Origin of the sequence: Agarivorans sp. QJM3NY_33, assembly GCF_050870865.2 — a bacterium.
In the GTDB taxonomy this organism is placed as follows: domain Bacteria; phylum Pseudomonadota; class Gammaproteobacteria; order Enterobacterales; family Celerinatantimonadaceae; genus Agarivorans.
In genome coordinates this window covers 3,884,130-3,908,084 of sequence record NZ_CP194039.2, presented here as the reverse complement: position 1 = coordinate 3,908,084, position 23,955 = coordinate 3,884,130, and the positions used below count along the sequence as shown (strand labels likewise).

Below are 23,955 nucleotides of genomic sequence, written 5' to 3'. Positions count from 1 at the left end.
TTATTCTCATTGTCAGGAATATTGCCATCATTATGGCAATCCATAGTCATGTGCATTATTTCTTGATCGGCACTATGTTTTTGCGCATGCGAAGAATGCTCCGAAGCGCTAGAAACGCCGGATACCATTTGTAAGCAAAACACAAAGATCAAAAACAAAGCTTTCATATCATCGTGATGGTAAGTCAAAGGCGAAGATTACTGCAAGCAATTTTAGCAACAGCGAGAAATTAGTTTAAAAACAACTCTTAATAATCTACTTCGGAGGACATGCGTTCTAACGAGTTAAACTTGATAAGGGCAGCCGGTTTAATTGCTGATGGAGTCTCATACTAGATTCTACTAGAAATAGCCAAAACCCAAATTTCTGGTGAACAACACTAACTCACTTTGGAGCACAGGCTTTTCAGAAGAGAAGAAAAGCCTGTATCAGCGCTGATCAGCAGTCTGTTTTCTCAGAGAGTCTCAGAGCGTCTTCTAGCTCAACGCCAAGGTACCGAATAGTGTTATCTAGCTTCGAATGCCCAAGTAGGATTTGTACCGCCCTAATGTTTTTTGTTCTGGCATAAATCAATGTTGCTTTGGTGCGACGTATGGAATGAGTACCATAATAGTCCGCATTCAATCCAAGCTTTACAGCCCAATTCCTGATAATTGAACGATAGTATGAGTAGCTGATAGGTTGCTCTTTACGGCGGCCACTCGGAAATAAAAAACTGCTTGCCTCTAGGGAGGCTGAAAAGATCCATCGGCTAATGCTTTGTTGCGTTCTCGGAGTGATCTCATAGTGTACGTCAGTGCCTGTTTTTTGTTGAATACATTGCACCCTTTCGTAGATAACTCCCTGCGAAGAAACATCGTATACGTGCAGCTTTAGCAAATCGCTCGCTCTTAACTTGCTATCAATAGCTAGGTTCAGTAACGCAAGCTGCATTAGGTTGTTTTCAATCTCCAATCTAGTTCTGACTCGCCAGATTTCTTCAAGCTTAAATGGCCTTTTGATGCCACTGCATTTTCCAGAAGATAATTTTCTCATGATGACCTCCTCTCAATGTTGTTGGTCAACGTTGAGTTTGGCAATCAACTAGAACTGATCCAGTAGCAATAACAATCGGTCTGGGTGGACTGAAACATCTGTGGACATTTCCGAGTTAAAGCCTTAACTCTAAAGCGTCTGTTTCGGATAAAAATTTCTATGGGTTAACGCCACATTCAGCGGCTTGTCCGCTGCAATGCATTGTGTACGCCCAGCATGGGCATGAACTAATGAGGTGAAAGTCCTCTGTAGGAAGGTCACCGTTTAATAATATTTTGATTATTAAACGCTAACTACTAGCGAATGGCAAGGGCATTGCCGCGAGGGAATGTCTGAAGGAAGCCGGACGCAAATCTGCGAGCTGATGAACAAGAACATCATATGAGGCGTAGGCTGGAGGCGAGTTGGCACAAGACAACGAAGCCATGTGATCTAACGGCCACCGTAAATGATGCAGCAGTGCAGAGAAAGAGAAAGTGCATGTTCTACTTCTTATAAACAAAGAGTGGGGAGATCTGCTTAACAGGCGATCGTTAAACTCACTAGCTTGGCCGCTAGCTCAAACAGGCCTGGCACTTAAGTCTCATCAACTTAAGTGAGCAAATACGATGAACAACGATAGCGCTATTTGGGGCAACTCAATTGGTGATTAAGTAGAATTCAGCAGACGGCATAGTAGCCCAACGCCCATCGTAATGGTTGGGACACGGTGAAGGCCTGAACACTTAGAATAAAGGAGGAGCCTTGTTAAACTTGAACACCCATTCGCCGTCCGGCGTAGATGCGATTCAGCGTAATAACTCGCAGCCAACCTTTAGCCAACATCTATTCGAACATATGCTAACGCGGCAGAATATTCAGCTCGCGTGGCAAGGTGTTCGAGCCAATAAAGGGGCTGCTGGCGTAGATAACATGTCCATTGACGCCTTCCCTGCTTGGGCAAAAGCACACTGGAAACAGGTGGCGGCGGAACTGCGCTACGGCCAGTATCAACCTAAACCGGTTCGCCGTGTGGAGATTGACAAACCCGATGGCGGTAAACGCCAACTGGGGATCCCAACCGTGCTCGACCGTGTCATCCAGCAAGCCATTGCCCAAGTGCTAACGCCTATCTTTGACCCTAGCTTCTCAGCGAACAGCTTTGGATTTAGACCAAACAAGAATGGGCAACAAGCGGTGAAACAAGTGCAAAGCATCATCAAGCAAGGCCGACGTTTTGCGGTAGATGTGGATTTATCTAAATTCTTTGACCGAGTTAATCATGACTTATTGATGAGTAAACTGGGTCACCGAATGCAAGATAAGCGCTTACTTAAGCTGATTGGACACTACTTAAGAGCGGGTTTTATCCATAACCAGTGCTATCAGCAAACTCGAGAAGGTGTACCACAAGGCGGACCATTATCCCCCTTGCTGGCCAACATCATGCTCGACCCATTAGATAAAGAACTGGAGAAACGGAGCCATAAATTCGCCCGCTATGCTGACGATTTCACCATCTTGGTGAAAAGTCGGCGTGCAGGAGAACGGGTGCTAGCGAGCATTAGTCACTTCTTGCAACGCCGCTTAAAGTTAATCGTTAACACCACCAAAAGCCAGGTGGTTAAAACAGCGAAGAGTCAGTTCTTAGGGTTTACTTTCAAAGCGGGACGGCTGCAAATCCATGCCAAAACGCTACACCGGTTTAAACAACAGCTAAAGCGCCTCACCAACCGAAACTGGGGCGTCTCGATGACTTACCAGCTCGCTAAAGTGAGCCAATATCTCCGAGGCTGGATAAACTACTTTGGGATCGCGAATTGCTATCAACTGTGTGTCGATCTTGATCATTGGGTAAGACGCAGAGTACGAATGGCCTATTGGCGACAATGGCGAAAACCGAGAACCAAAGTGAGGAATCTCATGCGCCGAGGGGTACATGTTCAAGCCGCAGTGGCGTGTGGTATCACCAGTAAAGGCCCATGGAGGAGCTCGAAAACACCGGGGATCCAACAAGCATTATCGAATGCTTACTTGAAATCCCAAGGTCTATTTGCGCTACGAGATGGATGGATAAAGCTTCACTATTCTAAGTGAAACGCCCTGTGCGGAGCCGCATGCAGGGTGTTGTGGGGGCTGGAGGCTAGATACCTCCGGCTACCCGATTATGTGTTCCATGCGAAAATGCTAGCGTTGAAATATAAAAGGCATACAGACAAAGCAATTACACATGCTGATTGTTGGTTTTTACCAAATTTCATTAATTTCACAATTTCAATCATACTGGCAACTAGAGATAAGGTTACACCTGCACTAATTAATATATAAGTTGAATTTTTTTCAACTAAATAGAAAGGAGTAGGCTCAACGTTTACTCCAGAAGTAGCAGTATAAAAAGGAGCCCAAAATATACTCATAACATTAGCTATAAGTTGAGGCGAGCCTGCATTTTCGAAGCAATAATTAGTAATAAACGTTACCAATATAGCTAGAATAATGAACATTACACTTAAATATTTCATCTAATCCTTGAAGGACAGTGACACATAACGCTAAGTAGGCCGCACGTGCGGCCTATCCCATTCAATGAGCGCGCGTCCTATCACAAAAAACATGATCTTCATCACGTTCGCTCATCAATTTATGATTTGATATTAACCCATTGTCTACCTTAGTTTTTTACTCGGAATCAATCATCGATCCATTTCTATCATTGATTACTTTGACAAATTACGCAAACGAAACTAAATGATAAAAACGAGACTAACAGCTCCCCAAAAAAATAAGCTAACTCATTTTGGGGCAAATACGCATTAGTTTAAAAGTAACTCGCACTTGGACAGGAATTCGATGAACCATGGAGTGATCAAATTTTTTCCGTCGACACTTCCTGTGCTTGTTATTCCGATTTTTGCTTCCGTTATAACTGTGATTCGCAACCAGTGTGGAGCTTCGAAGTTTAACTATCCTTAAGAGGGGGCATATATTTTTGCATCTTTTCACTTCCTGTGCCGTCTTACCCTAAAGACACTGCTAATCGAAAATTACAAGTGAGTTTCACCATGGTTGCATTGCCGATGGTGTGAACTCTAGGGGAGACAATGATGTTCTACTATTTTAGCTGGTTCGCAGACTGGTTTACCTACCGCTTATTAAATTTAGAACCTGATGAGCGATGGGCCACTGCGGTACATTTTTTTATTGAAGATACCACCAAGATTTTTGCCTTGTTGCTGGTGATGATTTACTTCATTGGCTTATTAAGGGCGTCTCTAGACGTGGAAAAAGTAAGGGATTTTCTACAGGGTAAAAGCCGCGGGTTTGGCTATGTATTGGCGAGTGTCTTTGGCGCGATTACCCCATTTTGCTCTTGTTCTAGTATTCCAGTGTTTTTGGGATTTAGTTCAGTTGGGATCCCTTTGGGCATCACCATGGCCTTTTTACTGACCTCGCCGCTTATCAATGAAGTTGCCATATTATTACTGATGAGCCTGCTTGGGTGGAAGTTTACCCTACTTTATTTGCTGATAGGGATGTCGGTTGGGATCCTTGGCGGGCTGTTTCTTGATGCCATTCATGCGGAGCGATGGTTGCAGTCTTTTGCGGCTAAGGCCTTACATGAGGGACAAAGCCAAAGTGCACAGCCTTCTAATGAGCAACGTTCTACACGTTTAAGTTATCGAGCTCGCCATCAATTTGCTTTCGATGAAACTCGAACTATTTTTTCTCGTGTCTGGAAGTGGGTGATTATCGGCGTTGGAGTTGGTGCTGCCTTACATGGTTTTGTTCCTGATGGTTGGATAGAACAACATTTGGGAAGTGGTCAGTGGTGGTCGGTGCCTGCTGCGGTGGTGATTGGCATTCCCCTCTATTCGAATGCGACAGGGGTGATCCCCATCATGGAAAGTTTGTTAGTGAACGGCTTACCTTTAGGTACGACGCTGGCTTTTTGCATGAGTACTGTGGCCGCCAGTATGCCGGAATTTATTTTGTTAAAACAAGTGATGCAATGGCGTTTATTAGCCATTTTATTCGTGACCTTGTTGTGTTCCTTCACCTTGATTGGTTGGATTTTTAATTTTTTAAGTACTTTTATTTAGGAGTGAATCATGAAACATTTTAAAGTTTTAGGCTCAGGTTGTCGTAACTGTAAAAATACCGTCGCTTTATTAGAAAAAGCCGCCAATGAATTAGATAGCGAAATTAGTGTGGAGAAAGTCGAACAGCCAGCTCAAATTATGGCTTATGGGGTGATGTCGACACCTGCGGTGGTGCTTGATGAACAGGTGATACACAAAGGCAGTGTACCCAGTTATCAACAAGTGCTTGAATGGCTACAATGAGTTATTTATAGCAAGCGTTATCTATTGAGGTATTTCAAGGATATTTGATTGCGATTTAAGCCGAGAATTTGCAGCACTTTGAGGTTTTGGTGCTGCAAATCGAAAGAGCTGCGGATTTGTTTATAATAGAACCCTGTAAATAGGATGGCTTATAAACGATAAATAAGTTTTATACTGAAAGCGTCAATATCGTTCTCAGAAATGAAATAATGAGCGTATCCAAGGCCTAGGGCCCATTGAGGACTTAATTGATAAGCGGCTTGTAGACCGAGATAGGGATCGGTGGCGGTTTTATCATGTTGGATCACACTGTCTTGCACAATGCTTTCTAACTGACTTTTCCAGCGGAACAGGCCTAGGCTGCCATCAACCAGAATATGCTCGTTATTCAGCAGTTGGTAACTCAAATCACTTGCGAAACCATGGCCAAGTACTGGCGTCGCCTTTGCAACGGCTTGGTGGTATTCCTCGGGTGAGAGAGTCTCCGCTTTTAAAGTGGCACTGCCCTGACCAAGATCGATGTAGCGAAGGGCTAACTTCCACTTGGGTTTGAAACGATAAGCAATTCCAATGGACCAAGCAAAATCTGAGTCATCAGTATCCATGACTTGTACCGAAGGAATGTTATCGAGTTCACTGTTGTGGTGTGCTTTGGCATAGCCAAGCTCTGTTTCAACTGACCATCGGTTTGGCTCTGCTTGTGCCTGAGCGCTAATGATAAGTAATAATAGCATGCTGCCTATTTGTTTATGGCGACGTAGCAGGAGCAAGCCTGCGAATAACAACATAGTTACTCCCATAGAGCCTCCCGAAGAGTTTTCAACAGTAGTTGATACATAGGCTTTCACCGTGACCATTACCGTGCCTTGTGCGCTTGCTGATTTTTCATCTTGTATGCTGTAAGTGATCATATCCTCGCCATCAAAACCTAGTTTGGGTGTATAAGTTAAGGTTTGATCATCATTGATGACTACGTCTCCATAGTTTGCGCTTGCTTGAGTGAGGGTTAGTTGATCATTGTCGGCATCGAGATCATTGCTCAGGACCGAAATTTTGATTTGACTATGGTCGTCGGTCGTGGCGCTATCTTGATGGGCTATCGGAGCAAAGTTGTTGACAACTTGGATAACAACGGAGCTGTAAGCTGATCCGCCATGGTTATCGGTAATGTTGTATTGAATGATTGCTTTATCGAAAAAGCTATCTGACGTGGTGTATACCAGTTGTGAATTTTCAATGGATAATTCGCCAAAGTCGACCGTTGCGGCAGTGATATTAAGTGTATCGTTATCTGGATCGGTATCATTTGCGAGAACGTCAATAACAATACTCTCATTCCATTTTACGGTCACACTATCGGGCATTGCGACAGGAAATTGGTTGTTACTTAAGTTTATGGCGACTCCGCCCGGATCGGTAATACTTGCATTCACAAGGCCATCATCGTCATTTGGGCCTCCATCTTGAATGGTTAATTGCACACACCAATATCCAGCGTTTAAGCCAGCAGCCCACTGTGGATCATTGGGGGGCGGACAGTACCCTTGTTCGCCAGCCGCAGAGCTGACTATATTATTTGTATCTTCGACAAAATTAACCCATTGTCCGTTTTGAAATTTTCGATAAACAGCACTTTCGGGGATAGGTAAGCGTTGGGGGAGTACTACCGTATAGTTTTGTCCCGGTGTCGCTAAACCCGTCGCAATAAAATCAAATATACCACCTACATTCGTCATCTCATCATTGGCTAGTAGCTCGTGTTCAAGTAATTGCGCGCCGCCTGTTTGATTTCCAGCAATGGTAACTCCTTTGTGTAAACAAACGCCGGGCTCTGCTTCTACTAAGAATTGATGTCCGTGTAAGACTTGTTCTTGTAATACGTTGCATTCATCAATGGCGTCGAGGTAATCAGGAACTCCGTCATTGTCAGAATCTTTATAGCCCTCTTGGGCATCTGAGATCAGATCATTATCACTGTCTTCATTCCCCAGTTCGGCGAGTGCGTTGGTCACCTCAATATATATATTTTGTTTGGAGCTGAGAGCTTCGGGGGCATCATCACTTACCGTTGCGGTTAACGGGTATATTCCAGGAACTAAGGATGTTGGGTTAAAAATGAATTGATCCTGTTCGGTCGCTAAATTAATCATCTCTGAATGCTTGGAAGCCCAGACTATAGTGTGATTATCAGCTGGGTTAGCATCGGATATTAAGGCTTTAATGAGCACTAAGTCTTGATTATTGAGCACTAAATGCCGCTGTTCTCCAGCTTGTGAAACTTGAAGCTCCATTTCTGGGGCCACATTGTTTTCAACAATCGTTAAAGTATGTACCGACTTATTGCCTAAGTTGTGCTCGCGACTGAGGTGAATTTCAATGGTTTCATTTCCTTCTGTTTGCGAATCTTGGTAAATGAATAATGGAATCACCCCCTCCGTTCCCTGCTCAATAATAAGTTCCCCGTCACTTAAATCATGGTCGTTCTCATCTGCGGTTCCCGAAACGCTATAAGCAATGCGAACCGGGTAGTCAGGGGCTTTACCATTCAGGTATACCGTAACCTGTTGCTCTGTACCTTCAACCACTTGTTGGTCTTTAGCGATTGAAATTAATGGATTTACTTTTATATTCTGGCTTAAGATCACGGTGTTGCCTTGAGCATCACTGGCTTGCCAATGTACAGTGTTATTGCCGGGAGGAAATAAGCTCGGGCCATTCACCAGAGAAACTGGAAGCGCTTCACCTGCTGCATCAACCGCACTTGCCTTTCCGATATCAAGTTTTGTAAATAAGCCCGTGGCATTTGCGACAACATCCTCAGGTGGACTTAATGTAGGTAATCGCTCATTGGCAATCGCTTGCAGTAGTAAAGAGACTTGGGCACTGGCACTTGCTCCCGTTGGATCTTGAATCATGTAGTTAAATTCGACTTTACCCGCGGTGCCAATAGGCGCTTGATAAACGAGTTGGTTATCTTTAATTCGCACTTCTCCTACACTCACCGAGGCTGCAATAATGGAAATAGGGTCGCCATCGGCATCACTATCATTGGCTAAGACGTCTATTTGATAGCGGTTCTCATCATTGGTTTGTAAAATTGGTAAATCATCTTCGGCAATCGGTTTGTCGTTAAGTCCGTTAACATTCACGGTAATGGTTTTTGTTGTTTGATAACCATTGTTATCGGTGAGAGTGAGGACAAAGCTATCATTACCAAAGAAATCCGCTTCGGGTGCATAGCTCACGCTGGTGCCGTTTACGCTCACCGTACCATGGCTAGCTAGGCTGCTAACACTCGCGACCACGGTATCACCGTCTAGGTCTGAATAAGTAAAACTCAAACTTTGGCTATTATCTTCATCGGTGCTCAAGGTGGAGCCCATGCTAATGCTGGGCGCATCATTCACCGAGGCCACGGTGACGTTGATCTGCTGGCTGGTGCTGTAACCATTATTATCGGTTAGGGTGAGGGTAAAGCTATCCGAGCCAAAATAGTTCGCTACGGGGGCATAGCTGACGGTGGTGCCATTTACGCTGGCCGTACCATGGCTTGCTTGGGTGGATACTGAAGCGACTACTGTATCGCCATCCACATCTGAGTAGCTAAAACTGAGACTTTGGTTATTATCCTCATCGGTACTTAAGGTGGAGCCTATGTTGATGCTCGGCACATCATTGACTGAAGAAACGGTGACGTTAATTTGTTGGGTGGTGGTATAGCCCGCATTATCGGTGAGAGTGAGGGTAAAGCTATCACTACCGAAGAAATTCGCTTCGGGTATATAGTTCACGCTGGTGCCGTTTACGCTGGCTGTGCCATGGCTTGCTTGGGTACTGACACTTGCGACGACCGTGTTGTCATCTACATCTGTGTAAGTAAAACTTAGGTTCTGGTCATTATCTTCATCGGTACTGATGGTAGAGTCAATGCTGATACTGGGGGCATCATTCACCGCACGAATCGTGATATGTATGGTGGCTTGATTGGAGCGCCCCCCTTCATTGTCACTGATGGTATACATGAAACTATCTAGGCCACTGGCATTTGCCTGAGGGATGTAGGTGATCGACCCATCGCCATTCACGGTGACCGAACCTAAACTCGGAGTTGTTACGATCATTAAAGATGTGGTTTCCAGTGAACCGTCAACATCGCTGTCGTTGCTGGTTACATTTAGGCTGACCGGCTGATCTTCTTCTGTTGAGGCTTCATCGTTGTTCGCTATGGGGAGGTGGTTCACCACATTATTGGTCAGCGTCACGGTGGCCACATTAGAAATGGCACCTGAGTTGTCGGCAATCGTATAGGTAAAGCTGTCTTCTCCACTAAGATGTGTGTTTGGGGTATATTGAATCAGACCAGAAGCAATCACTGTGGCAAGCCCTTGCGTTGGCGTTGCTACGATAGAAATCGAACTCAGATTTAGTGTGCCATCGATATCACTATCGTTCCCCAACACATTGATGCGATGGGGAATATCTGCCTGCAGCATCGCGATGTCATCGCGGGCAACTGGCGCGTCATTGAGAGAATTGATGGTCACCGTGACGGTGGTTTCTGCAGAACTAGCATGTAAATCGTCTTCAACAACATAGGTGAAACTATCACCACCGCTATAGTTAGCCTCAGGGGTAAAGGTCAACACTCCACTGGCATTTGCACTCACCGAACCATGCGCTGGTGGCTTAACTATTTGGACACTGGCGACATCAATTGTGCCGTCGCTATCGGTATCGTTGACAAGCACATTGATATCAACGTCATGATCTTCGTCTGTTGTGACACTATCTGCGACGCCGATAGGAGCCTCATTTGCTCCAGATACATTGATCGTGACCGTGGCAAGGTTCGACACTCGCCCAGTGCTATCAGCAACGGTGTAGCTAAAGTGATCTGTCCCGGTAAAATCAAGGGAGGGTGTATAGTTCACTTTGCCATCAGCTACCACGGCACTGCCATGTGCGGGTGGTGTGACTACAATTTGAGTGGTATTTAGTATATCGCCAATATCTGGGTCGGTATCATTGGCAACAACGTCAATTGGTAATAAGGTATCTTCCATTGTCTCTGCAACATCATTGATCGCTACCGGATCATCGGCAACAGGTGCCACTGTTAGGGTAACTGTTGCGGGTATGGATTCGCCTCCATAGATATCTTCAACTGTATAGGTAAAGCTATCGCTGCCGACATAATTAGGATCCGGTGTGTAGTTCACGACTCCCGTTCCGGTATTCACACGGGTAATGCCATGAAGCGGCTGACTATGAATCGTCATACTCGCTAAATTGATTGGACTATCGTCGTCGCTATCATTCTCCAAAACAGCAATCGCAACTTGATTATCTTCAGCGATTGAAATGGCATCATCGGATACATGAGGAACGAGGTTGTTAATGGTGAAGTTGTATGAGTTTTGTGTCGAAAATCCGCTAAAGGTGTTGCCTGCACTATCTTCAAGGGCATTGTTCCCAATCAGCACATAATAACTGTGAGTAGGCGTAAAAGTGGCGGTAGGGTTGATGGTCACAACTTGCCCAGTCATGATTATTTTCGAACCACCCACAGCTATGGCTTCGAGTAAGCTATCATCGGCGCTGTCAAAAATAGAAATATTGCCACTCCCGGCAACTATGGTTTCGTTAAATGTGAGCGCCAACGACGCATCCTTAGCCACATTGGCGCTGTTATCTGCAGGAAGCAATGCCGTAATATAAGGGGCGGTTCCGTCATACTGAATATGCTGAGTTGTTGACGCTATATTCAGGTTGCCAGATGCATTGCTGAAGGTATCTGCGGCAACGGAAACGTTTATTTGACCCTCTGCTGTGGGGGTCAATGTGACTGTATAGCTGGTACCAGAACCAGTAAATCCACTTAAGGTGCCGCCCGTAATAGAGATATCGCCGACCGTAAAGTCACTGCTCGCTTCGCTTAACGTTGCGGTAATGGTGGCGGTTTCAGCGACTTTTAACTGGGTTTTGTTACTCGACAGGGTCACGCTGGGACGCTGGGTATCTACCGCGATATTCAGTTGGGTTGCACTGGTATTGTTGTTGCCCGCAGCATCGGTAAAGGTATCTGCGGCCACATTAATGGTTGCCGCCGTGGTGCTGTTTGTGGTTGGCGTAAAGGTGGCTGTATAGCTGGTGCCTGAGCCGGTAAATCCACTTAAGCTACCGCCGATGATCGCGATATCACTGACCGTAAAGTTACTGCTCGTTTCGCTTAACGTTGCGGTAATGGTGGCGGTTTCAGCGACTTTTAACTGGGTTTTGTTACTCGACAGGGTCACGCTGGGACGCTGGGTATCCACCGCGATATTCAGTTGAGTGGCAACCGTATTGTTGTTGCCCGCTAGATCGGTAAAGGTATCTGCGGCCACATTAATGGTTGCCGCCGTGGTGCTGTTTGTGGTCGGCGTAAAGGTGGCTGTATAGCTGGTGCCTGAGCCGGTAAATCCACTTAAGGTACCGCCGATGATCGCGATATCACTGACCGTAAAGTCACTGCTCGCTTCGCTTAACGTTGCGGTAATGGTGGCGGTTTCAGCGACTTTTAACTGGGTTTTGTTACTCGACAGGGTCACGCTGGGACGCTGGGTATCTACCGCGATATTCAGTTGGGTTGCACTGGTATTGTTGTTGCCCGCAGCATCGGTAAAGGTATCAGCGGCCACATTAATGGTTGCCGCCGTGGTACTGTTGACGGTCGGCGTAAAGGTGGCTGTATAGCTGGTGCCTGAGCCGGTAAATCCACTTAAGCTACCGCCGATGATTGCGATATCACTGACCGTAAAGTTACTGCTCGTTTCGCTTAAAGTTGCGGTAATGGTGGCGGTTTCAGCGAGTTTTAACTGGGTTTTGTTACTCGACAGGGTCACGCTGGGGCGCTGGGTATCCACCGTCATATTCAGTTGAGTGGCAACCGTATTGTTGTTGCCCGCTAGATCGGTAAAGGTATCTGCGGCCACATTAATGGTTGCCGCCGTGGTACTGTTTGTGGTCGGCGTAAAGGTGGCTGTATACAGTGAGCCACTGCCACTAAAGCTTGACAGGCTACCACCCGCAACAAGGATATCCCCTACCGTAAAGTCACTGCTCGCTTCGCTTAAAGTTGCGGTAATGATGGCGGTTTCAGCGACTTTTAATTGGGTTTTGTTACTCGACAGGGTCACGCTGGGACGCAGGGTATCTACCGTCATATTCAGTTGAGCGGCAACTGTATTGTTGTTGCCCGCTAGATCGGTAAAGGTATCAGCGGCCACATTAATGGTTGCCGCCGTGGTGCTGTTTGTGGTTGGCGTAAATGTAGCCGTATACAGTGAGCCACTGCCACTAAAGCTTGACAGGCTACCACCCGCTACAAGGATATCCCCTACCGTAAAGTCACTGCTCGCTTCGCTTAACGTTGCGGTAATGGTGGCGGTTTCAGCGACTTTTAATTGGGTTTTATTACTCGATAGGGTCACGCTGGGACGCTGGGTATCCACCGCGATATTCAGTTGGGTTGCACTGGTATTGTTGTTGCCCGCTAGATCGGTAAAGGTATCAGCGGCCACATTAATGGTTGCCGCGGTGGTACTGTTTGCGGTTGGCGTAAAGGTGGCCGTATAGCTGATACCAGAACCAGTAAATCCACTTAAGGTTCCGCCCGTAATAGAGATATCACTGACCGTAAAGTCACTGCTCGCTTCGCTTAACGTTGCGGTAATGGTGGCGGTTTCAGGGACTTTTAACTGGGTTTTGTTACTCGACAGGGTCACGCTGGGACGCTGGGTATCTACCGTCATATTCAGTTGAGTGGCAACCGTATTGTTGTTGCCCGCTAGATCGGTAAAGGTATCTGCGGCCACATTAATGGTTGCCGCCGTGGTGCTGCTTGTGGTTGGCGTAAAGGTGGCCGTATAGCTGGTGCCTGAGCCGGTAAATCCACTTAAGGTACCGCCGATGATCGCGATATCACTGACCGTAAAGTCACTGCTCGCTTCGCTTAACGTTGCGGTAATGGTGGCGGTTTCAGCGACTTTTAACTGGGTTTTGTTACTCGACAGGGTCACGCTGGGACGCAGGGTATCTACCGTCATATTCAGTTGAGTGGCAACCGTATTGTTGTTGCCCGCTAGATCGGTAAAGGTATCTGCGGCCACATTAATGGTTGCCGCCGTGGTACTGTTTGTGGTCGGTGTAAATGTAGCCGTATACAGTGAGCCACTGCCACTAAAGTTTGACAGTGCTCCCCCCGTAACGACGACATCCCCAGAAGCAAAATTACTACTTGCTTCACTCAGGGTGAAGGTTAGGGTTGGCGTCTCTCCCATTTTTAGCGCGTTATCTGATGTGGTTGTCACCACAGTGGGGGGGATTTTATCGAGCGTGGCCGTATCGGTGACCGCTGTCGCCGCATTGCCTGCCGCATCGGTCACAACCACACTCAGGGTTAATGTCCCATTATTCAGCCCTGTGACATTCAAAGAACTAACCGTATCTACGGCCGTGGCAAGTGTGCCTGTCCCCGTAATTGCGCTCCCGCCCCCAGTTGATGTCAGGCTATAACTGTAGTTTGCTCCAACTTCACCACTAGCAAACTGGAAGGATAGGCTGCTGGCTTGTGTCGCGTTATAGCTTGTTTGATTCAAGGCGACACTGTGGCCACTGGGCGGAGTGATATCTCCTGTCACATTAATCGTCACGGTCCGAGTGAGGCTATCATCAGTCCCATCGTTGATTACCACCGTCGCGCTTCTGGCGCTCAGATCCGGAGAACCCGCCGTATTGTTATAAGTGATACTTTGCAAAAAAGTAGCCACTTGTGCCGTGGTCGCTGATGCGCCTGTTATGCTAATGGTATTTTGCAGCACACTGTCACTTTGTCCACTGATACCACCTAGTGCATTCTTTGCTGCGGCCGTCACGTTCAAGCCTTCTGCACTTCCGTCCGGGCGACTCGCCATCGTGACGGTGATAGTACTCATGGTATCGCCATCACCATCGGTGACCGTCGCATCGGGGGCAATGGATACAGTACTGGTGCTAAACGAGATCGTGTGATCGTTACCCGCGCCAACACCATTTAAATCAAGGGCTGGGGCCGTGTTAGTCGCAGCGACAAAATCCGAAATCGTCACGCTGGATATAGCTATTTCTTGATAGCCAGCCGTTCCTTGGATCCCGGTCGTATTCCCGGCAACCTCAGTTGGCCAGACTATCACCACTTTATCTACCGATTGCCATGCGGGATTGGCTGCCCAAGTACCTGAACCTCGGGTAAAGGTTTCGGCAGCATAGGAGCCAGTAATCACCCAAGTTAGGGTATCTGAAACAACTTGCGAGCCATTATCAAAACCAATCAGCGTAAAGTCTTCGGTATTCCCATTCGCTGCACCTCTTCGAAATAGTTCAAACGCATCCAGCGAGAAGTTGCCTGTAGCGGTGAGTTGCAATCCTCCGCTTCGATTATTATAAAAAGTGTCATCCACATCAACGGGACCAACCGCTCCGCCAAGCGCTGTTAACTGCTGTACCCGACTATTCGTGTATACATTGCTGCCTTGGGTTCCCGTTCCCCAGTCGATGGTTAAATCGACGGTGGGAGAAATATTAACGGTCATTGTCACATCATCAACAATCGCAGAACCGATGTTTCCATATTTCACGACTTGTTGGCCAAGCACGGTTGGATAATCTGCCAATAATAGAGCGTTTGAATTAAAGAGGTGCGCCGTATTTATCTTGCCGAACTGACGCTCAAGAATCCAGTTTCCCCCTTGCTGAACACCCCCAGTATTATCAATAGATGCAGCGACATCGGTTTGAGTCAGTTGGGCTAATGCGCTCACAAACTCGGCACCTTGCGCACCTTGGCCAACTTGGCAGCCATAAATAAGCAGGTCACCGCTTGGTTTGAGTGCGTGTTTCAATGCTGCGAGTAATTGATTAGAGGACCGAAGGGTGTTTGAGGAGAGAGTTTCACCCAGCAAGAATAGTTGTCCGGGTGCACCATGTGAGATGAGATGAATCGCGTCTAGATCTACAAAACTTGCCAGTTTTTCGCTAAGCGTGGCTAAGGTATCTAGTGCAGAGAGCTGAATGATCTGGTTATCCATATCCATGCCAAAAGCTCTCTGTAATACAGCACTGTGTGGGACGTCTGCATCGATGATCACGAGCCGATCAAATGGAACCGACTGGAAAATGTGTTGATCTTCGCCACCCTGAGGGCTTAAGTGATGCTTGGCCTCTTCAATTGACCGCGTGGTAATAGACGGTTCCCTGTCCGATGATGAGGATGTTTCCCAGCTATCTGCACCAAAAGCGCTGACCGAGACAGTGATAAGCAATCCAGCGAACGCGGAGGTGAGATCAATCATCTTTTTATTCCTTTTCATTCGAGTCTTCCCTATCAAATACAATTATCTTAATTGCCTTAACTCACTTCGATGCGATACCTTTCGCTGCTTGCAAATCAATGGCGAAGTTGTTGTTCACTGCGCCATTTAGATTCCAGGGACGAGCTAAGCCCTGGGTGGGTACAGTCCATCCAACGATATTTGCCAGTTCACCACCTGCACCGGATTAGTAATATCAATGGCATTACCACCTCCAGTGTTGCCTACAGTCACGTTGCCACCAGTGCTCCCTTGCAACTCTACCGTCAAGCCCTCTATCTCGGTTAGGGTGGGGGGTTGAAAGCCGGGTGCAACGTACATACTTGAGGCTCCAGCAGCGAGGTGGGTGTTCGATGCTGGGGTGGTCGTTGTTGCAGTGTCAGTGGCAGCCTGCAAACTACTTGAGACTGATATATTCCCGCTCGGCGCGAATGTTGCTGCGTGCGTATGTTCCGGCATTTGTGATAGCGCAAGAACAGCGTACTCGTTACCCATCATGTGTCCTTGATAATAGGTTTTCCCGCCAGGCCTTGTGCCAACACCGACAGGGGAGCGGCCACGCATATCGGGGATCCCAAAGGTGGTTCGAGCATCCCCGCCGTACGTCGCTCCGAGTATTGAGAAAAGTGACGGGTTTTGCGAAATAGCGACCTGTTGTCCAAGACACATCGCAAATTTTTCGATCGTGAAGGTGCCAGCAAATGGTGTCATGGTGCCTAGATAGGGTTCAGCAGACATAATTAATCCTCATCATATTGATTAAACGTGGTTTACTTTGCTCAGCTTCATGCATGTTAAAAGGCGTATTTTTGCCGATAACGATACATGTGTTGCCGTTGTTGGAAAGCATAGGGTGAATGTTCATAGGCTTAAATCGGTTCACATTTTTCTGGTAAGTCGACCAGAAACACCGGCGGAATAAAAAATTCAGGTAGCGATATTTTTCTGGCTTCGCCATGATGGACTTTATCCAGGCACAGAGTGCCTAATTCATTGACACTGATATCCAGCTCGGCATCGCTTTCTGCACTTGGAAATCGCCAATATAATTCTGTTGTTTTATAACGGAGCAATACCATCTGTTGATAGTGATCAAAATCACTAAAGGTCTCGGTAAATTTGTCATGGCAGTTTTCAATTTTTTGCTGACCTAAAAAATGGATGAGTAACTCGCCCATCCCCGGCACGAAAACAATGGTGGCTTCTCCACTGAGCACCTTAAATGACCCCGTTCCTTTTGATTTGGCGATACGCTCTGTCTCTGAAAGCTGTATTGAATCAGGGAGCAGCCCATGGTTGTAAGGTAAAATGGCCAATTGATAGAGGTAGTGATTGGTAACATTGACTTTGATCTTCATCGCTCTCTCGCTTCTAGGTTAGGGTTTCAGTCGAGATATGATAAATATATCGCTAAGGCTATTATCGTATCTGTCTAAATTTGCTGTTTATCTCTCTATTCACTTATTGTCAGAGGGAACGCTTTAGTCAGTGCTCTCCATCTCTAAACATTATTTTTTCGATGAAGCGCCATGTCGATGCAGGTGCCAGCGTCTAAACCAAATAACAAAGCAAAACGGTAACCATCAAAAAAGCCCTGTGGGCAGGAAATGATGTCTAGCCTTAGCGCGCTATCTTTGGTTTTTATGAGCATTCCCGCTTGAATGCTCACCTCTAAAACCGTTCCAACAGTTATCCCTGATAGTTCACAGTTGACCTTGCTTGCTTGATATAGATGAAAGTTACCTTGGGGAAAAGGCAGTATTACGCCCCCGCAATCACTATTTCCTGCCCGAGCCATATTGACAATGTCTTCACTGGAATGACGATGCCAATCTACTATTAGGTCTTGTTCGCTGATCTTCGGCGCACCAGTAACATCTTTCTGCGCTTGAGCTTGCCAACAGATATCATCAGATTGGATAGCGTTCAATAAGCGTTCAATGAGTTGCGGTGCATATTGTGCGGCCTTTTGATATAAACATTGCAAGCTATCGAAGGGGTGGATCGGCACGAGCTGTTCCATGCCAATATCCCCACTGTCAAATTCGGCTGCGACTCGATGTAGGGTTAAACAAAGTTGCTTTTCTCCATGACGCAACTGCCAATACAGCGGCATTGGTCCTCGGTAATCGGGCAACTTTCCTGGGTGAATATTGAATAGCCAACCGTTGAAAAATTGGATGACTTGAGGGCTGATCTTATGCCTGAACCAATACACAAGACCAGCACTGACTTGCAATGCATCAAGCTCTGCCAATAATTGAATTTCACTTTGGAGGGAATATTGCAAAGTTTTTATCTGATGTTGCGCGAGAAGCGCTTGTAACTGGGTCAGATCTGGATTCGCTGGGCTATTCACCAGGACGACACAAGCCAACATATCCAGCTGCTGCAATCGCTGAATCGTGGGAAATGCAAAACAGCTACCAGTAAAAATTGCATATTGTTGTTTCATCATCATTCCCTATAACTTGCTTGCTATAAAACCAGGTAGTCCTGTGAGTTGATAAAAAAACTGCACTGTATCGCCACTGTTTGCGACAAAATAAGGGTGATCAATTTGATTTGGCTGGGCATCGATGTAAAAGCTCATATCCGGTCGAGGATGAGTGATACCAGAGTCATACTGCTGAACAGTTTCTTGGCCGTAGGTATGAACATGCGCATAAATGGCCAGTATCCGCTGAGACATATCTTCAATGCCTTTTGGAATGGTCAATTGGTTGGCTGTGAGAACCTTTATCCCGCCATCTAGAGCAATTGGCTGTGCCTTTAATAAGCTGGATTTGTTGACCTTGAAAATCTCACCAAGTTCAATACGGTCGGCTTGTGCCGTTGGGTCCACATTGAGTGAGTGAGTAAATGCTGCAGTTCGCCATTGTTGGCTAAACTCGGTCTCTCCAATCACCATGATGCCGCGTACCGACACTTGTTGCGGGATCAGGCTACCTTCTAGGTCTAGGTAGTGCACCAGGTGTTTGGCAATACTCAGCTGGCCTTCTTGAGTGAAACCATGTTGCATTGCTTCCAAGATCAATAAATCGATGCTTTGTTCAGGAATATATTCGGTGGCGTCTTGCTCGACGATGTCGCAGATATAGTCAGTAATCTCCAGATCACTCACTAACTGGCGAAGCGAGAGGATCGCACCAGCTTGTATATCGAGCAGAGTAACTTTAAGTTGGCCCGCTTTGATCTGACCTTGTTGCTGATAATATTTAAGTAAGGGGAGTAATAGCGGGGCGAATGGGCCGCAGGCAGGGTAGAGAACATTTACTACTGATTTTTGACGTAGCTGTTGTTTAATTGCGAGATCGATACCACGCACATAACCTTGAATACGATAAACATCTTTAATGGTGTGACGACAATTGAGAGGCGACATAATCAGTCCGCTGCTCGATACGTACTGACGGGTCAGTAATTCTTGACTTAATTCAGCTAAAGCCATTGATTGCGTCGCCGACTCATACATTTGCTCAAAGGCTGCAACTAACTGCTGATGTTTTGCTGATTTGTCTGCGAGTACTAAGGTTATTGCCTCAACAAAGCTTTGTTGAAGTTGATGTTGTCGCTGCTGAATCGTCATTTCAGTCTTGAAAAGAGACTCAAGTTGCGTTCTGAGTGAGTATTTTAACAGCTCGTCGGTTAAAGGATCCGCAAAGGTGAGTGGACGGACATTTGGATCGTTATCAGCTTGAGGGTTTTCCATTTCTGTCGCCTATTAAGCCTTGAAAATCTCATTAAGTATTTAGCTAAATGGTTGCAGCACAAGTATGCAATTTCATCCCTAAATAACATAAATGTCAGAATTAACTATAGTTGGCCATATTAACTTTGCGGTTATTAATTTGTTATTGGGATCACAAACTAGTCTGATGCTTAGCTGAGTTTGTTTTTGTTCAGTCGTCTCGATGACGGTGCATGGGCTAGGTTTACTGAGTTTTGGTCAGATATTTTCGTTTCAGATAAAATTTGTCGCTGCATTTGTTCGACAGTGTTGGTGTTCAAATTATTGTGCGCCATCTTCAATGGTTCGGCTGTTGATTGGATGTAAAACCTCGCTGAAGCGCAATCAGCTTTAGGGCCCTGTAGGACTTTGACGTTTGAACTTACTTGTCACAACGCTGAATACTGAAGTTAATACTCAATTTTGATGTTTGCGTAAAATTTAAATAAATATTCATTTTTGTTCAGTTGCTTGTGCTGCTTTGGAGAAGTATCACGGTTTTATTAAGTAATTTAATCATAAAAAAGTAGCAGACAATAGTGAGATTTTTAAATTTCACTATGTTTATTACTAGCCCTCCCTCTTCATTATTTTGTTATTTGTTATTGTGCTGAAAAGACGCTGATTTAATTTTATGTTGCTGTTTATTTTATAAAAAAATATTTCTGTTTTTGTGCGCTCGTCTACGCACCCAACCGAAAGGCACTATATATGGGCTTATTTTTGGTGCGTTTGCACTAAATTGGTTCCATTTTTAGTGCTTGGTTTTTTAAAATTGTATGATTTATTATTTGCCGCACTAGCTTGGTGCTTATTTTGCTTGGCTGGCTTATTGATTGCATTGGCGTGACTCAATAAAAATAATTATGCGAGATAGACGGATGAATTTGACTAATGCAGAGCGGCGTTGGCTCCCCTGGATGGGAAGTACCGGTAAATTGGCTATGAAGAAGGCAACTTGGCTAAATCGAGGGAGAAGCGAGTTGTTGGCGGAGACCTTTGAGAGTGTTGCGCAAACCAGAGTGCAAATATTGCAAGCCTGGGTGAATAGTCAGTGGGCTTTCTTAGAAAATGCTGCGCTTTATTTACAGACCAAGAAGACGCAAGATAAAGTTGATACCCTGCAGCATTTAATTTCTCGTGGTGCAGATTTCTCCGAGCTATTTTTAGTCGATCATAAGGGGAAGGTAAGTCATTCATCGGCTGCGATACTGGCCGAAACCCAATGCGATAGTAAAGCCTTACAACAAGGTTTGCAGGACAAGTTTTTACATGGCCCTTATGTGGATCCGCGGACCTTAAGCTTAGGGGCTTCCAGCTCGTCTTTTCATGACGCCGTGACTTTGATGTTTTACCTACCTCTGTTTGATTCAGATAAGCAGGTGAGTGGCTGCTTATGTGGTCGGGTGCCGAATGATGTGCTAGGCGATTTGATCCAACGCGAAGCGGGTCATATTTATAGCGAATCTGGCGATAATTATATCTTTATGGTGGAATCGAACTTTGATTCGAGTATTTTGCCCGGAACCGCTCTGTCCCGCTCTCGTTTTGAAGATAATACCTTTTCCCATGGCGAAAATTTAAAGTCAGGGGTGAAAACTGAGTGGGGAACGGTAAAAGTTCAGCAACATACCGAGTTTGAGATCCGTTTTACCGATCCTGCCACCGGACAGTTACATCCCGGGGTCAGGGAAACCATCGCCAATGGCAGCAACCTTTACGTCGACTATCCTGGTTATTCAGACTATCGGCATATCCCGGTTATTGGCAAAGGGGTCACCTTTCAGATGCAGGGCTCTGCTGATCGATGGGGAATGATGTGTGAGGCCGATCTGGAGGAGGTGTATCGTCATCGCTCGCTGACCTATAGCTTAACCCGACAATATGTACTGTGTATGTTGATGGTGTTATTTGCTCCTTTGTTGGCGAATCACTGGCTGGAGATGGGCCTAGTGGGCCAGTGGGGACTGAGCCTTTCAATGGCCTTATTTAGCGCCTTGGCTTTTAAGCATTTTTGCGCATCTCCGGTGACTCAGGGCCTGAAGGGGATGACTCGAGTGATTCAAACCATCGCCGAAGGGGATGGCAACCTAAATCAACGTTTGGATGCCAGTCAGTTTAAGGCCGATGAGACTGGTGATATGGGGCGCTGGGTGAATAGTTTCATCGATAATCTGGAAGAATTAATGGGCCGACTGGTTCAGGCCTCCAATGAAGTGCAACAGGTCTCGGCTTCGATGTTACGGCGTTGTCAAAAAATGGATGGTGCCACAGTGGAAACTGCTGAGTCTATCGACTCAATGTTGAACTTGGCAACTAGCCAGCAAGATGAAATTGCGCTTGCCAGTGACTCTGCGCATACCATGCAGGCGGTGATGCAACAGGTGGTTGATAGTGCTCAGCAAGAGTATTTTAAAGCGTTAGAAGGAGCGAACACCATTCGTGAAATTGTTGAGTCTTCAGCTAAAAGTGTCAACGATATTAATAAAGAAATGCAAGAGATCGGTGGTATTGTTAAGTTGATTACCGAGATTACCGACCAAACTAACTTGCTGGCCTTAAATGCGGCGATTGAAGCGGCGAGAGCTGGCGAGCATGGGCGCGGATTTTCGGTGGTGGCTGATGAAGTGAGAAATCTAGCTGATAAAACTTCTCAGGCGGCCAATCATATTGGCGAGTTAATGAATAAACTACACCGAGAGTCTGAAACTGCGGTTAAATTTATGCAGCAAGGCATCGAGAACGTTGACAGTAGCAGCGTGAATAATGAATCTTCTAACCGCAACGAGCAACTGCAAAAATCCGTATCGTCTCTGTTTGATATTATCAACGATTTATCAGCGAATAGTGAGAAACATAAGCAAACTGCCTGTGGTGCGCAGGATATTACCGTTCGTCTGCAAACCTCGGCCCAACAAATGTCGCGTCGTACCACCTTAATGGAGAATGCGATTCAGCGTTTAGAGCTATTAGTGGGACGTTTTGACGTGTCTCGTATACATTAGCTTGTGTGTTTTTGAGTGAAGCCCTGAGCAACATGAATGTTGTTCAGGGCTTGTAAAGCCTATCTTATTATTTTCGTTGAGAGGCTGCTATGTGCTATGAATGATAAGCGTCGCTTATTGAACTTTATCCAAGTCGACGATTAAGTCCATGCTTTGCTTCAGCTCTGTGCCTTTTTGAATATTTTTAATTTGAGCTAAAGAAGACTTCACTTCTTGTTTATTCCGTAAAACCGTATAGCTCACATCAAAGTGTTTAGTTTCTCCTGCTTTGATGGTGGGAACTAAACCAAGCGGACGTTGAAATTTGGTGTTATAGGCATAACTAGTGCCGGGCTCAATACCAGTGACGTAACCCTGTTGGTCGGTATCGGTATTTTTCCACAGTGTTAATACGGGCAATTGTTTTACGTTATAGCCAACCGCAACTCCCTGATTACCCTGTTTATTGTGCAGCACCACTAAGCTGTTGCCTTGTTTATCGCCGATGGGTTTCAAATTGAAGACCATTTCGTCATAGTCTTTGGTGGGGCCTAAATAAGTTTGCCAATCTTTGAGTCCAGCTTTGGCATAACTATTAAATGGCGATATTTCCTTGGCGGCAGCAGTGACTTTGGCGCCTTTTTCCAAAATAGGACGACCAAAGTTGGAGTGATAAATGATTTGGTATTCATCATCATAATCGGCTTTATTGGTGAGACTGTCGTGCAAGGAGAAGCTGTTTGCACCTGGCGTCACCTGAAACTCAGTCATGGTGACCAGCTCTGCTTTTTTAAAGGTCCGTTCGCTCACTTCACCCTGAATGGTAATTTTGTGAGGGGGGGTATCGTCAATAATCACTTTTACTGTGGAAGCTGGGGTGTTCTGTAAGCGGCCATGCAGGCTGAGCAATTGACCATTATCGTCAACGCCCGGGTGGCCGGTCCATTCATAGCCGCAGCGGACTAACATTTCATTAAAACCATCTAACCAACCCAAACCGCCGCGACTCTCTAAGTCAATGAAGGCGGGGTTTACAATTTCTTTGACTGGTGAAGTCCAACCTAGAATGCGTTTACCATCCATTTGTACATTGTAGATCCCCATGCCGCGAGTCGGCACAAGGGTAATCGACATTTCCCCATTATTGATGACCAATACATCGACACCGGTTTGTTTGCCACCCTTTAGGCTGCGTTTTTCAATCGAGAATGGGGTATCACTTTGATAGCCAAGAGAGGCACTGCTTACTTTCCAGTCCCCTACATCTAAAGATGAGCTGGAGTCGGTGAGTAGGAATTCGGCTGAGTAAGCATTTGCAGAGCATAAACCTAGAGCAACAGCAGCTAACGAGTATTTAATGTTCATTGAATATTCCTTCATTAATTATCTAAGTACACATAACTGAATCGATTCAGCAAGACCATACGCTTACCGATGATTTATTCAATAAGAGAATGAGTGAACGTGATTTCAGCAAGGTTCAGCAAGCAACACAG

At 45.9% G+C, this 23,955-nt stretch carries 12 protein-coding genes; 4 read left to right on the top strand and 8 right to left on the bottom strand.

Annotation, left to right across the window (positions count from 1 at the left end):
* Nucleotides 1-438 precede the first annotated feature (438 nt).
* Nucleotides 439-1,035, bottom strand: coding sequence for a tyrosine-type recombinase/integrase (locus tag ACRRSY_RS17580; RefSeq protein WP_432451960.1), 597 nt, complete (start codon nucleotides 1,033-1,035; stop codon nucleotides 439-441).
* A 744-nt stretch (nucleotides 1,036-1,779) separates the two neighbouring features.
* Here ACRRSY_RS17580 and ltrA point away from each other — a divergent pair.
* A complete protein-coding gene (ltrA, locus tag ACRRSY_RS17575) occupies nucleotides 1,780-3,111 on the top strand; it encodes a group II intron reverse transcriptase/maturase (protein ID WP_432463724.1) in 1,332 nt (443 codons plus the stop codon).
* 68 nt (nucleotides 3,112-3,179) lie between these two features.
* On the opposite strand, the gene ACRRSY_RS17570 is transcribed toward ltrA, so the two are convergent.
* Nucleotides 3,180-3,536: a hypothetical protein gene (locus ACRRSY_RS17570; protein ID WP_432451962.1), complete on the bottom strand. Its 357-nt coding sequence runs from the start codon at nucleotides 3,534-3,536 to the stop codon at nucleotides 3,180-3,182.
* Nucleotides 3,537-4,118: 582 nt separating this feature from the next.
* Between ACRRSY_RS17570 and ACRRSY_RS17565 the strand changes: the two genes are divergently transcribed.
* Together ACRRSY_RS17565 and ACRRSY_RS17560 are read left to right on the top strand one after the other, a co-directional pair.
* Nucleotides 4,119-5,114 (top strand): permease, encoded by a 996-nt coding sequence (locus ACRRSY_RS17565; RefSeq protein WP_432461131.1) that lies wholly within the window; start codon nucleotides 4,119-4,121, stop codon nucleotides 5,112-5,114.
* A gap of 9 nt (nucleotides 5,115-5,123) precedes the next feature.
* The gene (locus ACRRSY_RS17560) at nucleotides 5,124-5,357 is read left to right on the top strand and encodes a thioredoxin family protein (protein ID WP_432451964.1); all 234 of its coding nucleotides are present in this window, start codon (nucleotides 5,124-5,126) and stop codon (nucleotides 5,355-5,357) included.
* A gap of 149 nt (nucleotides 5,358-5,506) precedes the next feature.
* Here ACRRSY_RS17560 and ACRRSY_RS17555 read toward each other — a convergent pair whose 3' ends face one another.
* The 5 genes from ACRRSY_RS17555 to ACRRSY_RS17535 all read right to left on the bottom strand — a co-directional run bounded on the left by ACRRSY_RS17555 (nucleotide 5,507) and on the right by ACRRSY_RS17535 (nucleotide 19,457).
* Nucleotides 5,507-15,745 (bottom strand): Ig-like domain-containing protein, encoded by a 10,239-nt coding sequence (locus ACRRSY_RS17555; RefSeq protein ID WP_432463723.1) that lies wholly within the window; start codon nucleotides 15,743-15,745, stop codon nucleotides 5,507-5,509.
* 126 nt (nucleotides 15,746-15,871) lie between these two features.
* The gene (locus ACRRSY_RS17550; RefSeq protein ID WP_432463722.1) at nucleotides 15,872-16,483 is read right to left on the bottom strand and encodes a phage tail protein; all 612 of its coding nucleotides are present in this window, start codon (nucleotides 16,481-16,483) and stop codon (nucleotides 15,872-15,874) included.
* A 131-nt stretch (nucleotides 16,484-16,614) separates the two neighbouring features.
* Nucleotides 16,615-17,103, bottom strand: a complete 489-nt coding sequence (locus ACRRSY_RS17545; RefSeq protein ID WP_432459994.1) for a hypothetical protein — start codon at nucleotides 17,101-17,103, stop codon at nucleotides 16,615-16,617.
* A 143-nt stretch (nucleotides 17,104-17,246) separates the two neighbouring features.
* Nucleotides 17,247-18,200: a methionyl-tRNA formyltransferase gene (locus ACRRSY_RS17540; protein ID WP_432463721.1), complete on the bottom strand. Its 954-nt coding sequence runs from the start codon at nucleotides 18,198-18,200 to the stop codon at nucleotides 17,247-17,249.
* Nucleotides 18,201-18,209: 9 nt separating this feature from the next.
* Complete coding sequence (locus ACRRSY_RS17535; RefSeq protein WP_432459992.1) at nucleotides 18,210-19,457, bottom strand: hypothetical protein; 1,248 nt, start codon at nucleotides 19,455-19,457, stop codon at nucleotides 18,210-18,212.
* Nucleotides 19,458-20,356: 899 nt separating this feature from the next.
* Here ACRRSY_RS17535 and ACRRSY_RS17530 point away from each other — a divergent pair.
* A complete protein-coding gene (locus tag ACRRSY_RS17530) occupies nucleotides 20,357-22,480 on the top strand; it encodes a methyl-accepting chemotaxis protein (protein WP_432459991.1) in 2,124 nt (707 codons plus the stop codon).
* Between the two features lie 114 nt (nucleotides 22,481-22,594).
* Here ACRRSY_RS17530 and ACRRSY_RS17525 read toward each other — a convergent pair whose 3' ends face one another.
* Nucleotides 22,595-23,824 carry an aldose 1-epimerase family protein gene (locus tag ACRRSY_RS17525; protein ID WP_432451971.1) on the bottom strand — a complete coding sequence of 410 codons (1,230 nt, stop codon included), beginning with the start codon at nucleotides 23,822-23,824 and terminating at the stop codon, nucleotides 22,595-22,597.
* Between the last annotated feature and the right edge of the window lie 131 nt (nucleotides 23,825-23,955).

Bases quoted from the DNA above. Each gene is read 5' to 3' on its own strand.
- ACRRSY_RS17540 (WP_432463721.1), bottom strand. From the start codon at position 18,200: ATGAAACAACAATATGCAATTTTTACTGGTAGCTGTTTTGCATTTCCC.
- ACRRSY_RS17545 (WP_432459994.1), bottom strand. From the start codon at position 17,103: ATGAAGATCAAAGTCAATGTTACCAATCACTACCTCTATCAATTGGCC.
- ACRRSY_RS17560 (WP_432451964.1), top strand. From the start codon at position 5,124: ATGAAACATTTTAAAGTTTTAGGCTCAGGTTGTCGTAACTGTAAAAAT.
- ACRRSY_RS17530 (WP_432459991.1), top strand. From the start codon at position 20,357: ATGAATTTGACTAATGCAGAGCGGCGTTGGCTCCCCTGGATGGGAAGT.
- ACRRSY_RS17565 (WP_432461131.1), top strand. From the start codon at position 4,119: ATGTTCTACTATTTTAGCTGGTTCGCAGACTGGTTTACCTACCGCTTA.
- ACRRSY_RS17570 (WP_432451962.1), bottom strand. From the start codon at position 3,536: ATGAAATATTTAAGTGTAATGTTCATTATTCTAGCTATATTGGTAACG.
- ACRRSY_RS17555 (WP_432463723.1), bottom strand. From the start codon at position 15,745: ATGAAAAGGAATAAAAAGATGATTGATCTCACCTCCGCGTTCGCTGGA.
- ACRRSY_RS17550 (WP_432463722.1), bottom strand. From the start codon at position 16,483: ATGTCTGCTGAACCCTATCTAGGCACCATGACACCATTTGCTGGCACC.
- ACRRSY_RS17580 (WP_432451960.1), bottom strand. From the start codon at position 1,035: ATGAGAAAATTATCTTCTGGAAAATGCAGTGGCATCAAAAGGCCATTT.
- ACRRSY_RS17525 (WP_432451971.1), bottom strand. From the start codon at position 23,824: ATGAACATTAAATACTCGTTAGCTGCTGTTGCTCTAGGTTTATGCTCT.
- ACRRSY_RS17535 (WP_432459992.1), bottom strand. From the start codon at position 19,457: ATGGAAAACCCTCAAGCTGATAACGATCCAAATGTCCGTCCACTCACC.